The organism is Microcoleus sp. Pol12B5, from assembly GCF_036701335.1.
Taxonomy (GTDB): Bacteria; Cyanobacteriota; Cyanobacteriia; order Cyanobacteriales; family Microcoleaceae; genus Microcoleus.
Genome location: NZ_JAUBQQ010000038.1, coordinates 19,393 through 33,955, shown reverse-complemented (window position 1 = coordinate 33,955; position 14,563 = coordinate 19,393). Strand labels below are relative to the sequence as shown.

The 14,563-nt window shown below is 47.1% G+C and carries 12 protein-coding genes; 7 read left to right on the top strand and 5 right to left on the bottom strand.

Annotation, left to right across the window (positions count from 1 at the left end; genetic code table 11):
- The first annotated feature begins 74 nt into the window (after positions 1–74).
- From QUA24_RS16835 to QUA24_RS16825, 3 genes are all read left to right on the top strand, one after another.
- Complete coding sequence (locus tag QUA24_RS16835; RefSeq protein WP_333230841.1) at positions 75–2,201, top strand: HEAT repeat domain-containing protein; 2,127 nt, start codon at positions 75–77, stop codon at positions 2,199–2,201.
- A gap of 300 nt (positions 2,202–2,501) precedes the next feature.
- Entirely contained in the window at positions 2,502–3,032 is a 531-nt protein-coding gene (locus QUA24_RS16830) for a peptidoglycan-binding protein (protein WP_333230840.1), read from the top strand.
- Positions 3,033–3,264: 232 nt separating this feature from the next.
- The gene (locus QUA24_RS16825) at positions 3,265–4,335 is read left to right on the top strand and encodes a patatin-like phospholipase family protein (RefSeq protein WP_333230839.1); all 1,071 of its coding nucleotides are present in this window, start codon (positions 3,265–3,267) and stop codon (positions 4,333–4,335) included.
- 271 nt (positions 4,336–4,606) lie between these two features.
- Here the strand turns inward: QUA24_RS16825 and QUA24_RS16820 are convergent, their stop codons facing one another.
- Both QUA24_RS16820 and QUA24_RS16815 read right to left on the bottom strand, forming a co-directional pair.
- On the bottom strand, positions 4,607–6,316 hold the full coding sequence (locus QUA24_RS16820; RefSeq protein WP_333230838.1) for a pentapeptide repeat-containing protein: 1,710 nt from the start codon (positions 6,314–6,316) through the stop codon (positions 4,607–4,609).
- A gap of 286 nt (positions 6,317–6,602) precedes the next feature.
- A complete protein-coding gene (locus tag QUA24_RS16815; RefSeq protein WP_333214361.1) occupies positions 6,603–7,019 on the bottom strand; it encodes a hypothetical protein in 417 nt (138 codons plus the stop codon).
- A 255-nt stretch (positions 7,020–7,274) separates the two neighbouring features.
- On the opposite strand from QUA24_RS16815, the gene QUA24_RS16810 reads away from it, so the two are divergent.
- The 3 genes from QUA24_RS16810 to QUA24_RS16800 all read left to right on the top strand — a co-directional run bounded on the left by QUA24_RS16810 (position 7,275) and on the right by QUA24_RS16800 (position 9,935).
- Positions 7,275–9,044, top strand: coding sequence for a S8 family peptidase (locus QUA24_RS16810; protein ID WP_333230855.1), 1,770 nt, complete (start codon positions 7,275–7,277; stop codon positions 9,042–9,044).
- Entirely contained in the window at positions 9,041–9,262 is a 222-nt protein-coding gene (locus tag QUA24_RS16805; RefSeq protein WP_333230837.1) for a hypothetical protein, read from the top strand. Before QUA24_RS16810 ends, QUA24_RS16805 begins: the two co-directional genes overlap by 4 nt.
- 442 nt (positions 9,263–9,704) lie before the next feature.
- Complete coding sequence (locus QUA24_RS16800; protein WP_333230836.1) at positions 9,705–9,935, top strand: hypothetical protein; 231 nt, start codon at positions 9,705–9,707, stop codon at positions 9,933–9,935.
- A gap of 576 nt (positions 9,936–10,511) precedes the next feature.
- On the opposite strand, the gene QUA24_RS16795 is transcribed toward QUA24_RS16800, so the two are convergent.
- Together QUA24_RS16795 and QUA24_RS16790 are read right to left on the bottom strand one after the other, a co-directional pair.
- Positions 10,512–11,300 carry an SDR family oxidoreductase gene (locus tag QUA24_RS16795; RefSeq protein ID WP_333230835.1) on the bottom strand — a complete coding sequence of 263 codons (789 nt, stop codon included), beginning with the start codon at positions 11,298–11,300 and terminating at the stop codon, positions 10,512–10,514.
- 338 nt (positions 11,301–11,638) lie between these two features.
- Entirely contained in the window at positions 11,639–12,565 is a 927-nt protein-coding gene (locus QUA24_RS16790; protein ID WP_333230834.1) for a nuclear transport factor 2 family protein, read from the bottom strand.
- Between the two features lie 225 nt (positions 12,566–12,790).
- Here QUA24_RS16790 and murG point away from each other — a divergent pair, with 225 nt between their 5' ends.
- Complete coding sequence (murG, locus tag QUA24_RS16785; protein ID WP_333230833.1) at positions 12,791–13,855, top strand: undecaprenyldiphospho-muramoylpentapeptide beta-N-acetylglucosaminyltransferase; 1,065 nt, start codon at positions 12,791–12,793, stop codon at positions 13,853–13,855.
- A 50-nt stretch (positions 13,856–13,905) separates the two neighbouring features.
- Here murG and ureG read toward each other — a convergent pair whose 3' ends face one another.
- A complete protein-coding gene (ureG, locus tag QUA24_RS16780; protein ID WP_333230832.1) occupies positions 13,906–14,502 on the bottom strand; it encodes an urease accessory protein UreG in 597 nt (198 codons plus the stop codon).
- Between the last annotated feature and the right edge of the window lie 61 nt (positions 14,503–14,563).

The window sequence follows — 14,563 nt, the reverse complement described above, 5'->3', positions numbered from 1 at the left end:
AGTCGATTGGCTCCATACTCCAGGCTCGCTCAAAAAAATCTCAACTAATATCCGAGCTGATGGGAGGATTGTCAATGCAAACAAACTTCAGCGAGCAGGGTATCGGTATGTTGTTAAAAAAACTTGTTTCCGAAAATAATCCCCAGACGGTAGCAGAGTTAATCCATGCCCAACTCAAAATCGGTCAACTGACTTGGGGCGAACTCAACATACAAGTTTTCGGCCAGCACTGGCGGGACGAATCTTTGCACGAAGTCCTCAGAGAAATTGCAGCTAAGCTCGACAAAGAAACAGCGAGCCAAATTATAGAATATCTCACGGATCAAAACGGTCAACAAGCAAAATTTATTAATTTGTTTTTAGCAGCGCAATGCCTGTTAAAAGTTAAAAATGATGTTAATAAAAAAACCGCCAAAAAACTGTTAAGCGCTTTAAAAAAGTTATCGCAATACGGTACAGGTTTCCTGATTCTTTATCAAAGCGCTCAAGAGTTGCAGGAAACTTATCAAATTCGCAATCGATCGATCGCGGCGATCGCCCAAACTTGGAAAAACGACCCGCAAACCCTTCCCTGGCTGAAAATACTCGCTCACTCCACAGACTGTGGCGAAGTCCGGGCCACAGCAGTCGAAGCAATAGCCCGTGGTTGGCCAGACCAGCCAGAAATTTATCTGATGCTCAAAAATCTCGCCAAATCCGATGGAAGCTGGGCAGTGCGATCGACCTGTGTGCGAGAAATGGCTTTTGGTTGGCCAGACACGAGCGATACCTTGCCACTGTTGACTGCCTTGGCTCAGTTTGATCAAAGTCCCGCAGTTCGCACCGCAGCACTCGAACAGTTGGCCTCTAATTGGCCCGATCGCACAGATACCTTGCTGCTGCTGAGAACCGTCGCCGAATCCGACGAAAATTTGGGAGTACGAGTCTGTGCGTGGCAAGAAATAGCCAGAGGTTGGCACAGCCTTTTAGGCACCGCCTCCCTGCTAAAAAACCTTGCTCAGACAGGAAGTTCTATCCTGCGAACCGTAGCGGTGCGGGAGTTGGCAGCAGGCTGGCCCGCCACAGCCGACGTTTACCTGCTGCTGAAAACCCTAGCCGAATCTGACAGCAGTAAAGAAGTGCGGACAGCAGCCTTAGAAGAATTGGCCTCGCACTGGCCCAATGAACCAGACATTTACCCACTGCTGAAGAATAAAGCCGAGTCCGACGCGAGTTCGAGCGTCCGGCGCTCAGCAGTGCAAGCAATTGCCTCTGGCTGGCCTGGGAACCCCCAAACTCTGACTTTTTTGAAAAATATAGCATTGGGCGATCGCGACGCCGACCTGCGAGAAATAGCCCTACAACAGATAGCAGCAGGTTGGCCCGACCACCCAGAAACCCTGCCCCTGCTGCAAAAAATAGCTGATTCCGAGGATTACTGGACTGTGCGGCAAGTAGTAGTGGAGGCTGTCGCCGCAGTGGCGTCAGGCAGTCTCGAAGTCTTTGGCTGGTTGCAAAATCTCGCCGGATCAGACAGACACCTCAACGTCCGAGAAACTGCGGTGGAAGAAATCGCAAAACGCTGGTCTCACCGGGGCGAGACGCTGCCTTTCCTCAAAAGCCTGGTCGATTCAGAGCAAGATTCTCACCTGCTGAGCGTGCTAGTGCGATCGATCGTGCGGGGGTGGCCTGACGCCCCGGAAACCTTGTCTTGGCTGAAAATTCAGCTCGATTCTGGGGAAGCGCTAGTGCGGGAAGCGGCGGTGCTTGAACTTGCTTACAACTGGCCAGACAATCCTGAAATTTGGATGCTGCTGGAGGCTAAAGCAGAGGGCGATGAGAGTCCCGCTGTCAGGCAAATCGCTTTGCAAAACTTAGCGCGCGGGTGGACCAATCAATCTCAAACTTTCGAGTGGCTCAAAAGTAGAGCTCAAAAAGATGAAGATTCGCAGGTGCGGGCGATCGCCCTGGTAGAGTTAATGCGGGGATGGAAAGACGAGCCGGGAATGTTTGAGTTTTTGCGCGATCGAACTTTGAGCGATCCTGAAAATCAAAACGGTTCTTTTCCTTACAATCCTAGATTTACAGCACTCGAAGCGATTATCGAACATTATCCCGAAAATCCGGGAGTTGTGCCTTTGTTGCGATCGCTTGCAGTTTCCGACGCAGAAGAGCAAGTGCGGGCCTTAGCGAGTCGCCGGCTACGCAGCCAAGACTGGTAAGTAGAAACAATCCTTTAGACACCTCGGAAAATTAATCATGCCTGCTCTTATTTCTGGAGTTTGAGGAAGCTCCAACTTTAGATGTTTAGGCATAACTTGTCTTCATTGCACTCTTAACATTCTTTCAGTATCTCATTCCGGCGCAGCCGGAAGTGATATTAACAGTTAACACTGGGACTAACTCAAACGAGTGACACTCAAATGAGTGACACTCGAAAAAGTTACTGTGCATCCACAAATTCCACCAGTTATACCTGAAATATCAAAGACCAAAACTTAAATCTTGAGAGGAACCACATTATGTACACCGAAGAAAGAAGCTTGAACAATGAAACTATGGCTCTCGTCGCTGAAACTACTTCTCAATCAACTCTGGGATTTGCTGAAACAACGGGAGTAAACAAACCCACTTTACAAAGGGGTTCAACAGGTCAAGCTGTCAAGGAACTACAACAGCTTCTATATCATTGGGGTTATTATTCCGGGGCGATTGACGGTATTTTCGGCATCCAAGTTCACAACGCCGTCAAAGGCTATCAACACCGTGTCTTTTTACAAGAAGATGGGATTGTCGGCCCTATCACTTGGCAAGCACTATACTCTGGTGCACCTGTGAATATGCCGGTAGTCATGAAGGGCAGTTCTGGTAATGCTGTTAAAATTGTTCAGAATGTCTTGAAAATCAATGGATACTATTTCGGTTCCATTGACGGATTCTTCGGGGCGATGACAGATGTAGCAGTGCGACAATTGCAACTCAGCAAGGCTTTACCGCAAGATGGAATTGTCGGCTACAAAACTTGGCACGCTCTCAGCAAGTTACGGCACTAATAACGGGTGGGATTCATATAAATTCCGGTTGCACGAGCGAAATAATTGTTGAGTGTTGACTGTTAACTCTGGGTCGAAAAACAGAATGGTTGACTGTTAACTGTTGACTCGATTTGATTATTCCGATGCAACCGGAAACCATATGATGAGCTTGGCTGTTGGTATTTTGATGCTGTAGGAGTTTGTTTCATTTCTGTTGATAATTTAAGCAATATCTAAAGGAGTACGTGTTATGGGTACTAAATTCAAGAGAAGAATTCTCTCAATTGATGGTGGTGGTATTCGGGGTATTATTCCTGCGATCGTTCTCAACTACATTGAAGAGCGCACAGGAAAACGCATAGCAACAATGTTTGATTTTATTGCAGGCACTTCAACCGGAGGAATTTTAGCACTGGGTTTAACTAGAAAAAACTCAGATTCTAGCATCAATAGTGAGCCAGAGTATACCGCTGCCGAACTTGTAAATTTCTATCGCAAATATGGACAAAAGATTTTTAATGAGTATATTATAGGGGATATTGATGATTTGTTACAACCCAAGCACAACCCAAAAGGTAGGCAACAAGTTTTAAAGGATCTTTTAGGTGAAGCTAAGGTTGAAGAGGCATTACGAGAAATTTTCATCCCCAGCTATGATATCGAACTCAGAGCACCAATTTTTTTTACAAGCAATCGGGACGCAGAGGAAATCAAGAGTTTTGATAGCCGGAAAGTATGTACGGGATTCAAAATGTGGGAAGCAGCAATGGCAACTTCTGCTGCACCGACATTCTTTCCACCCTACCAACTCGAAACGGGACATCATACCGATGAAGGATATTACGCTTTGGTAGACGGCGGAATTTTTGCAAATAATCCTTCCTCACTTGCAATGATGGAGGCGATGATTTCTTACAAGAAAAAAACGGGTGAAGAACTACAACGTACTGAGACCCTTGTTGTTTCTTTGGGTACGGGTTCACTAACTAAGAAATATAAGTATAAAGAAGCCAAAAATTGGGGTCAAATAAAATGGGCTATTCCCTTACTTAACGTTGTTCTAGATGGTCAAAGTGAATCGGTTGCCTATGAACTTGCTCAGCTAATGGTGACTAAAAGAGATCAAGAAAATAACCGAAACTACTATCGTTTTCAACTTCAATTGAGTAGCGATAATGGTCACGATCAAATCGACAACGCAAGTCCCACTAATATTGAGTACCTAGAGAACAGAGGTGAAAAACTCATTGAACATAGTAAGAAAGATTTGGATGAGTTGTGTAAGCTTTTGAAGGAGGAAACTGAACTATATCCTAATTAACCGCACCGTTAAATCGAGATCCGGTTGGAGGATTTTTAATGGGGGTAAGATTTTGTGTGTATTCATTCCCACAACAGGGCATCCCAAACCGCACCGCTTCCCCCATTACCTAACACCGATCGCGATCCGAAGCCGTTTTCTCCCACCTGAGCAAATCTTCCCGAAAATTCGGGTCTTGCTTGGCATACTGCACGAGGCTTCTAGTTTCCGACCCAGAAGAGCAAGTGCGGGCCTTAGCGGGCTGCCCGCTTCAAGTGTTAACAATTAACTGTTAATAATCGCTCAAAAGTCCGATCGAATACCGCACCGCTTCCCCCATCATCGAACCACGAACGCGATCGGACGCCGTTTTCTCCCACGTGAGCAACTGTTCCCGAAACACCGGGTCTTGCTTCGCCCGCTGCACGATCGCCTGACTGATGACTTTCTTTTGAATCTGCTCTGTCGGGATACCTTGCTGCTTCAAATAATCCAAAAGCCGCTGCACGCTTTCGGAGAATTTATCCGGCGTCTGAGACATCAAAATAAACGAAATTTGGCGCACCATTCGCTGGTAGATTTCCTGTCTCCTGAGCAATATTTCCTTGTGACTCGGTTCCACCGGCTCCGCATTGTTACTAGGAACAGCCAAGTCCAGCAAACTCAAAATCTCAGCGTCCTTGGCTAAAACCTTTTCCAACATATCTGGATAAAGCTCCAAAATGCGATCGCCCAAAATCTTGCCGTTCACCAAACGGTTCGCGCTCAGCCGCAGTAAATTTTGTTCTCCGGCAGACTCAAAAAATTGAACATTCAATTTGAGTTCGCGGCTTTCCAACTCCACACGACGCAGCGTAAAAACCAAAGCCTCCCAATTAGGAGCTTCCTCAAAAAACACCTTCACAATAGAACTGTCCTCTTGATGCTGCCGCCCCAATTCCCCCGACTCAAAATCGCGATTTACCGGAAAGCGATTTGCCGCCACTTTCGCCGCATAATCAAACTCAGTAAAAACATAGCTGCAGTCAACTCTCGACAGATCGACATCTTGAACTTGCCAATTTTGAATGCAGCAACCCGTAAGCTGCGCCCCCTCCAAATTCGTCCGAATCAAACGGCACTCAATCAAACAAGCTTCTCTTAAATCCGCCTCACCCAACATCGCATCCATCAAATAAGCGCCGCTCAAATCAGCTTTCCGCAAATCAGCACTTCGCAAATTAGCTTCGCTCAAATCCGCCCGCAGCAAATACACTCCTTGCAGGTTAGCTCGCAGCAAAAGGGCCTTCTTGAAACTCGCTTTCAATAAATAAGAACCTGCCAGATTAGCTCGACTCAAATCAGCGTTATCCAGCACCGCCTCAGTCAAATCCGCCCCCGCCAGCACAGCTCGGTGCAAGTCAGCGCCCGTCAGATTTGTCGATCGCATTTGAGCGCCATTCAAGTCAGATTCGATCAAATTTACACCGATTAAAATTGCCGATCGCAAATTCGCTTCCACCAAATGTGCTTCCCGCAAATTAGCACCCGTTAAATTAGCACCAACAAGACTGGCGCGGTTGAGATTCGCCTCCATCAATTCCGCCGCCATCAACTTCGCGCCGTCGAGTTTAGCCCCGGCAAAATTAATTTGGTCAGATTTAACTCCTTGAAGATTAGCACCGCCCAAATCCGCTTCCGGGAACGCAGCCCAATTGAGTTCTGCTGCTTCCAAACAAGCAAGGCGCAAATCCGCTTTAGCAAGATTTGCCCCGCTCAAATTTGCCCCGCTCAGATTCGCCCCAGCTAGCCCCGCACTGCGGAGATCCGCGCGGCGCAAACAAGCCCCTATCAACTTGGCATTGCTCAAAAAAGACCAGCTCAAATTAGCACCGGTCAAGTTAGCACCAGTGAAGTCTATTTCTCGCAGGTTAACACCGCTTAAACTAGCGCCGCTGAGGTCAATGTGACCAAAGTTACGCTCTCCCTGTTGATAGCGCTGTAAAAATTCTTGTGTTTGCATTCCGCAGATTGGGGGGCTGGCAATTTAGCTGTTTTAGGACGCGCGGTTCATAACTTTAACTCTAAGGTACGCACGGAACACGAGCGGGTTAGGCACTGGGACACTACTCCTACTACTTACTGCAAGAACTCATGTCCTCCGGGTGATCCGTGGGTACTGTACCTCTATAGATGACACTTCAAAGGATTTGTTGCGTAAGTTCTATTTCTACTACCAGTTTTACAGACTTTTGTAACTTAAAGCAGCAGAGTTCACATCTTATACGCTGCCCCGCCGGAGAGTGTTTTCACCTAAAGCGCTGCAATTCTTGCTGCAAGTGTTTTCCCCATTTAGTCGCTAGAGGAATTTCTGTAAAAGGAACCTGCACCGCAGGAGCATCTTTCAACAAAAATTCGAGGGCGATTGGACTCCCAGAATTCGGTGGCGAATCTAAATCAACTGCCTGAGATTTGACTAACAACCGCAGCGATTGCACGTCTTTTAAAGAAAAAGTTTGCAAATTTACCGGCCCGCTGCGAGTAGGTTTTCCCCAAGTTAAACTGTCTTCTTGCTGACCGAGTACAGCATAAATATCGTACTTGGCTTTAGCGAATTGTTCTGCCCAGACGCGATACGCTTCCAGCTTTTGATACTCGTTCCATCCTGCCCAAGCTAGCCCAATAAAAATTGCCAGCAGCGGCAGCCACATTAAACCTCTTTCCATGCAATACCCTTTTTGAAAATAATCGCTTGTTCAGTTTCTCATCTTCTCTAATGATACAATTAATTGAACTCCTCAAACTTGCTCTGCAATTTAAACTAGAAATTAGAGCAATTTTTGAGCGAGCAACAGCCACTGCCGAAAACTACCAAACGCTCGCGTGGGAGATATCCACAAGTCGCAGCAAGGAAAACTGGCGCTGGCGGTGAAAATTGGGTTATTGTGGTGAACACGCCTTCCCTAAACGGACGATCGGCAATGAAAAAGTTTTTCCTTCTGTGCTTATTTTTAATCGGGCTTGGCTGGGCGATTTCTAATTTCCCAGGACTTGCTACTCAAGGCACTTACGACTCGATTGTGCTGGATTTCCGCGAAGATTTGGGTGCTGCTGAGATTGCGAAAGAAGTAAATGCGATCGCCCAACAGTACCAAGTCGCACCGCAACTCAACAGCGAATTCTCAGCGGGCGACAATGTATATGTAGTTAAGGGCGATCGCACTTTGCTAAACGCCCTGAGAAAATCAAATTTGGCTAAAGATACCGAATACATTGAACCTAACTACGTCTACAGCGCTTTCGAGATTCCCAACGACCCCATGTATACCAAGCAGTGGAATCTCCGCAGTATCAACGTAGAATCTGCTTGGAACGAAACCAAAGGCAGCGGCACAACAGTAGCGATAATTGACACGGGTATTACTCCAGTCGCTGACTTAAAAGAAACCAAATTTGTACCGGGCTACGACTTTGTAAACGATCGCGCCGAAGCCTACGACGACAACGGCCACGGTACTCACGTCGCAGGTACAGTCGCCCAATCAACTAACAACAATTACGGCGTTGCGGGCATCGCCTACGAAGCAGCTTTAATGCCGCTAAAAGTGTTAGGCGGCAGCGGTGGTGGCACGGTTTCCGACATCGCCGAAGCGATCAAATTTGCTGCTGACAACGGCGCAGATGTCATCAACATGAGTTTAGGTGGCGGTGGCGAAAGTCAGTTAATGGAAGAGGCGATCGACTACGCCCACTCTAAAGGCGTTGTCATCATCGCAGCCGCCGGCAACTCCGGCGATAGTTCCGCTTCCTATCCCGCCCGCTATCCCCACGTCATCGGCGTTTCCGCCCTCGGCCCCGACGACGAAAAAGCCTCTTACTCCAATTTCGGCGCAGGGGTTGACATTGCAGCCCCCGGCGGTTCAGAAATGGGCAAAATCCTGCAAAGTACGATCGACCCGGAAACCGGCGCCGAAGTCTTTGAAGGCTACCAAGGCACTAGCATGGCTTCTCCCCACGTTGCAGCCGTTGCAGCCCTTGTCAAGGCTTCCGGCATCACAGAACCAGACGCAATTCGCAGCGTACTCTTGCAGTCCTCGCGAACTGTTACTGAAGATCCGTTAAACCATTTTGGTTCGGGACACCTAGACGCAGCCGCAGCAGTTCATCTAGCCCAGCGCGGACAAATCAACTTCCGCGATTTCTTCCGCTGGCTGCGCGATAACGGCTATCTCAACCCCCGCTTTTGGATTGACGGCGGTGCAGTCGCCCTGTTGCCTAAAATTGCAATGGTGCTCGGTTCTTACCTGCTGGCTTTCTTTATGCGGAATTATTTTCCGTTCCAGTGGACTTGGGGCTTTTCCGGTGGCTTGATGGCTGGTAGTTCTGGGTTCTTTTTCCTGCGGAACTTGTTTGTATTTGACTTGCCGCAGTGGCCGCTGCGGGTGATGGGCAGTTCTATTCCCGAACTCGGCGGCGCAATTAATGGCAGCAGTATGCTGAATCCCTTTTTTGCTAGCGTTTTGATTCCGGGGATTTTGATTGCTTTGCTGTTGGGACATCAACAGTGGAAGTGGATCGCGATCGCAATTTCGATCGGTTTTGCCAGCAGTTTAGCGGTGAATGCTTTTGTGTCTCCCGCAGTTTGGGGATTGGGCACAGGTTTAGTATCACAAACATTTTTGATTGTCAATGCTTTTCTGTGTTTCGGACTGGCGCGTTTAGCAATTAAAACAGAGGTGCGATCGGCATGAGTATTACTGTCAAAGGTGAAATTGAACACAAAGGATTAGGCCCGGGTACTTGGGCATTGGTTGGCCAAGATGGGGAAACTTACGAACTTAAGGATGCTCCTTCTGACTTGAAAAAAGCTGGTTTGAAAGTCAGTGTTAAAGGTGAAGTCCGCAAGGATGTGATGACGTTTGCTATGATCGGCCCGGTGCTTGAGGTGCAGTCTTTTGAAGTGTTGTAGGTCGATCGACTAATCCAGCTTTCGAGCAAAAAAAACCCCGGCCAAAATTGGCTGGGGTTTATTAATCAGGGTGCATCTTTATTTACTTTCCAGTGGCTAGCACGATGTTCGGGAGAAATTTGATTTTTAACCGCAGATGCACTCAGATTAACGCGGATAATTTTTGATTTATTGAAATTTTGCTGTTTTGGCTGCAATACGAAAAAAAAACCCGGCCAAAATTGGTCGGGAGTTAATTAATCAGGGTGCATCTACTAATTTAGTCTCCGGTTCGAGGTTCACCTGTTCCGGACTGTTTGGGAAAATTTGGGAAAATTTGTGGTTTTGGCTGCAATACGAAAAAAAACCCGGCCAAAATTGGTCGGGAGTTAATTAATCAGGGTGCATCTACTAATTTAGTCTCCGGTTCGAGGTTCACCTGTTCCGGACTGTTTGGGAAAATTTGGGAAAATTCGTGGTTTGGGGTGCGATCGCCAAAAAAAACCCGGCCAAAATTGGTCGGGAGTTAATTAATCAGGGTGCATCTACTAATTTAGTCTCCGGTTCGAGGTGCACCTGTTCCGGACTGTTTGGGAAAATTTGGGGAAATTCGTGGTTTGGGGTGCGATCGCCAAAAAAAAACCCGGCCAAAATTGGTCGGGAGTTAATTAATCAGGGTGCATCTACCAATTAAGCTTCCTGAGAATTCCAGCGCCATCCGGACAACTTCAAACTTTATTCAGCATCACCGTCGATACCGAAAAAAAAACCCAAACCAGAATTGGTCGGGAGTTAATTAATCAGGGTGCATCTACCAATTAAGCTTCCTGAAAATTCCAGCCCCATCCGGACAACCTCAAATTTTATTCAGCATCACCGTCGATACCGCAAAAAAAACCCCAAACCAAAATTGGTCGGGAGTTAATTAATCAGGGTGCATCTACTAATTTAATCTCCCGCCTCACAGCACCTCTTTCAGGACAGTTTGGCAGAATTTGGAAGAATTTCTGGCGAGGGCGGGCGATCGCAAAAAAAAACCCGGCCAAAATTGGTCGGGAGTTAATTAATCAGGGTGCATCTACTAATTTAGTCTCCGGTAAGGCAGCGCCTGTTTCAGGACAGTTTGGCAGAATTTTGGAGAATGTGTGGCTAAGGGTGCGATCGCAAAAAAAACCCGGCCAAAATTGGTCGGGAGTTAATTAATCAGGGTGCATCTACCAATTAAGCTTCCTGAGAATTCCAGCCCCATCCGGACACTTACCACTAAAACTCACAACTCTTTTCGGTGAACCAGAGTTGCACTCGCTTGGTCTGTCGGAACTAGCAAGATTTCGCTAATATTGACGTGGGGCGATCGCGTCGCGCAAAAATACACGACATCGGCTACATCGTCAGCAGTCAGCGGTGTCAATCCTTGATAGACATTTTTGGCTTTTTCTGCATCGCCGTGAAACCGGACATTGCTAAATTCTGTTTCCACCAAACCGGGCTCTATTTCCGTCACGCGCACTGGTGTTCCCAAAAGGTCTTGTTTCAACCCTTCAGAAATAGCTCTCACTGCTGCTTTGGAAGCGCAATAAACATTACCTTTCGGATAAGCTTGGCGGCCTGCTATTGAGCCGATATTCACTACGTGGCCGCGGCCTCGGCTTACCATTCCCGGCACGATCGCGCGAGTCATGTAAAGCAAGCCTTTAACATTGGTATCAATCATTTCTTCCCAATCTTGGAAGTTGCCTTCGTGCAGTTTGTCTAAACCACGGCTCAATCCCGCATTGTTAATCAGAATATCGATGCTTTTCCAGGCATCGGGAAGCGCAGTTATCGCCGATTCGACTTGCGGGCGATCGCGCACGTCCAATTCTAGCAAATAAATCTCGTTCGCCGATGCAATCGATTTTGTTTCTACAAGTTCGTTTGCCAGTAGATCGAGCTTTTCAAGACGGCGGGCTGCTAAAATTAGTTTGGCTCCACCTTTGGCGAATATCTTGGCACAGGCAGCTCCGATACCGCTACTCGCACCTGTAATGAAAACAATTTGGTTTTGGATAGAAATCATTTTTTGTCAGTTGTTAGTTGACTGTTGACTGTCATTGGTTATTTGTTAGTTTTGTTATTTGTTAGTTGTTATTTGCTATAGCCTTTCTCGCTATAGTGAGGTATAGCCTTTCTCAGTAACATGAGGTACCCGACGTGCATAGGGCCTATGCCTCCGTGGACATACCTCACCACGCTTGAGAACCGCTATATGTTTAATTTCTTGAATGAGATTTTTTTATCTTCAAATATGTACCTCGTGTGACTAATAACCGCTATACCATTTATCACTTACTAATCACCAATCATCAATCACCCATTACCCATGCCCCATGCCCCATGCCCATAACACCTATTTTATTATTTGACAACCCGCAATCGCACACTAACTGTTGCAATTCCACCTTGTCGCATCAAAACTGCTGAAACCCACCGATTTTGGGGCGTAGCCGGAGCTTTACCTACTTTAAAAATTCCCCCGGAATTTAGCAACTCCAGCTCAACTTCTGAGGGATTAAAAAAGGTTTTTTCGGTAATGGGTTCCTCCAAAACAGTCCCTATTAAAATATCATCGCCGATCGGCTCTCGCACAATGGCATCAAAATGGTACTCTTCGCCCACCTTAACTTGCTCCGGCAAATTCACTTGAATTGTGGGAGGACTTTGGCCAGAAGTAAGCTGAGTTTGTTCTGCTAAAATCTCTTGACTAACTATTTTTTCACCTTCAAAGCGCTGCTGGGAACGGATGGTAGCTTTAAGAGTTAATTCTCTGCCATCCTTTTTTTGAGTGCCGGCAATTGTAGTTATGGTTTCTGCGATAATCGCGCTACCTTCGGTTTTCCAAGATTTGATCTCGGTGCGGTAATTTAAACTCGGATATCGCTCCCAGAGTTGGGTGAGGGCTTTCGCCATGCTTTGGCTGTTTAAGCCGTCAGAATGAGTGAAATTCGGGCTGTAAAATGCCATGACTGCTTTGACATCGCGCCGGTTGGCCGCTGCGTCAATTTCTGTTAGCACTTTTGTGAGTGGCGCAGGCGCATTTGCAGGGGTTTGGGCGATCGTTTGGGGAGTCGCCGCGATCGTACCGATCGCTCTTGCCGCACTAGGATGCAGCACGCCAGCACTTGCCACTGTTAAACATAACAACATTGGAGCGATCGACTGCCCGCAGTTAAAGCCAAAAACGATCGCGCGTTGGCGCAGCCCTCGAAGAGGATCGGCTTTTTCGTTCCGACGGCTGGAAAAATACTGAGATACACTTGGCACTAAATTCAAAAAATTACGCATTAGGTGATAATTTGGTTATTTGTCAGGAGTCGTGGCGCGGGCAACTGTTCGCCTGCAACGAAAACTGACAACGGAAGGACGGACACGGCACAATCTACAATCTAATTTTAGATTGCTGATTGAAAATTGGCTGAAACTGCCGGAATAATAAGCATAATAATCTAAAACCTCAAATATAAAATCGATTGACCTGTGGAACTTGTACTTGTAAAAGAAACAAAAACCTTGACAAAATCCCCCCTCCGTTTGTTAGTTGCAGCTAGCGGCACTGGTGGACATTTATTTCCCGCGATTGCCACCGCTAGTCAGTTGAACGACTGTCAGATCGAATGGCTAGGAGTCCCAGACCGCATGGAAACCGAGTTAGTTTCATCCCTTTACCCCCTCCACACGATCGCTGTTGAAGGCTTTCAGCAGCGATTGGGACTCGGTACACTGCGGATTTTGGGCGGACTCGCCGGCTCGATCCTTCAAGTGCGGAAGTTGCTCAAAGCGGGCAATTTTCAGGGAGTGTTTACTACCGGCGGTTACATCGCGGCACCGGCAATTCTGGCGGCCCGTTCTTTGGGTTTGCCGGTGATTCTCCACGAATCTAATGCCATTCCGGGGAAGGTGACGCGCTGGTTTAGTCCTTTGTGCACTGCTGTGGCGATCGGATTTGAAGCAGCAGCCCAGCATTTACCCCGCGCCAAAACCGTTGTTGCTGGTACACCGGTGCGATCGCAATTCCTCGCCCCCCAACCTCTAAATTTGCCAATTCCTGACAACGTACCTGTAATTTTAGTCATGGGCGGCTCTCAAGGTGCTGTCGCCGTCAATAAGTTAGTGCGGGAGTGTGCTCCGGCTTGGTTTGATGCCGGTGCTTGGGTGGTGCACCTCACCGGAAATAATGACCCGGATGCTGAGAGTGTGAAACACGAGCAATATTTGTCGATGCCATTTTACGACAATGTGGCGAGTTTGTTGCAGCGAGCAAATTTAGCAATTAGTCGATCGGGCGCGAGTGCTCTGACAGAATTAGCAGTGACGGGCGTACCTTCTATTTTAATTCCTTTTCCTCACGCCGCTGACGACCACCAAAGATTTAATGCGGAAGTATTTGCTAAAGCCGGCGCCGCCGTGGTATTCCGTCAAAGCGAACTGACAGCAGATATGTTGCAAAGCAAAGTGTTGTATTTGTTAAGAGATTCCGAATATTTGGAAAAAATGTCTCAAGCAGCTTCTGAATTAGCAGTGAGAGACAGTACAGAACGTTTGGCTAATTTGGTAAAACAATTGGTAGTGAGGTGAGATTTTTTAGGAGTTTTAACCGCAGATGAACGCAGATGAAGACTGATGTTTTACGCGATATGGGAGTGGATGAATTTAACTACAGATTCTAATCCTTCTTTGGTCTTCAGGTTAGTAAAAACAAAAGGTTTGTCGCAGCGCATTTTTTTCGCGTCCCTCTCCATCACGCCTAAATCTGCTCCTACATAAGGGGCGAGGTCTATTTTATTAATTACCAACATATCAGATTTAGTAATGCCGGGCCCGCCTTTGCGCGGAATTTTATCGCCTGCAGCGACATCGATTACGTAAATTGTTAAATCTACTAACTCCGGGCTAAATGTTGCCGCCAAATTATCGCCACCGCTTTCGACAAAAACTAAATCTAAATCAGTGAATTTTTGTTCTAACTCTTCTATAGCTACTAAGTTAATGGAAGCATCTTCGCGGATGGCTGTGTGGGGACAGCCTCCCGTTTCGACGCCCAAAATTCGATCGCTCTCTAAAGCTTGACTGCGAACCAAAAACTGGGCATCTTCCTGAGTATAGATATCATTGGTAACTACAGCAATCTGGTATTGCTGCCGCAGCGCTTTGCACAAAGCATCCAGTAAAGCAGTTTTCCCCGAACCAACCGGCCCAGCAATTCCTACACGAAAAGCACTCATAATTATTTTGGTAATTGGGCATCGGGCATCGGGCATCGGTCATTGGTTGGGCATAGTTTTT

Coding starts and splice junctions, on each gene's coding strand:
- QUA24_RS16795 (WP_333230835.1), bottom strand. CDS start 11,300: ATGATTTCTATCCAAAACCAAATTGTTTTCATTACAGGTGCGAGTAGC.
- QUA24_RS16815 (WP_333214361.1), bottom strand. CDS start 7,019: ATGGAAAGAGGTTTAATGTGGCTGCCGCTGCTGGCAATTTTTATTGGG.
- QUA24_RS16830 (WP_333230840.1), top strand. CDS start 2,502: ATGTACACCGAAGAAAGAAGCTTGAACAATGAAACTATGGCTCTCGTC.
- QUA24_RS16805 (WP_333230837.1), top strand. CDS start 9,041: ATGAGTATTACTGTCAAAGGTGAAATTGAACACAAAGGATTAGGCCCG.
- QUA24_RS16820 (WP_333230838.1), bottom strand. CDS start 6,316: ATGCAAACACAAGAATTTTTACAGCGCTATCAACAGGGAGAGCGTAAC.
- QUA24_RS16825 (WP_333230839.1), top strand. CDS start 3,265: ATGGGTACTAAATTCAAGAGAAGAATTCTCTCAATTGATGGTGGTGGT.
- QUA24_RS16790 (WP_333230834.1), bottom strand. CDS start 12,565: ATGCGTAATTTTTTGAATTTAGTGCCAAGTGTATCTCAGTATTTTTCC.
- QUA24_RS16810 (WP_333230855.1), top strand. CDS start 7,275: ATGAAAAAGTTTTTCCTTCTGTGCTTATTTTTAATCGGGCTTGGCTGG.
- ureG (WP_333230832.1), bottom strand. CDS start 14,502: ATGAGTGCTTTTCGTGTAGGAATTGCTGGGCCGGTTGGTTCGGGGAAA.
- QUA24_RS16835 (WP_333230841.1), top strand. CDS start 75: ATGCAAACAAACTTCAGCGAGCAGGGTATCGGTATGTTGTTAAAAAAA.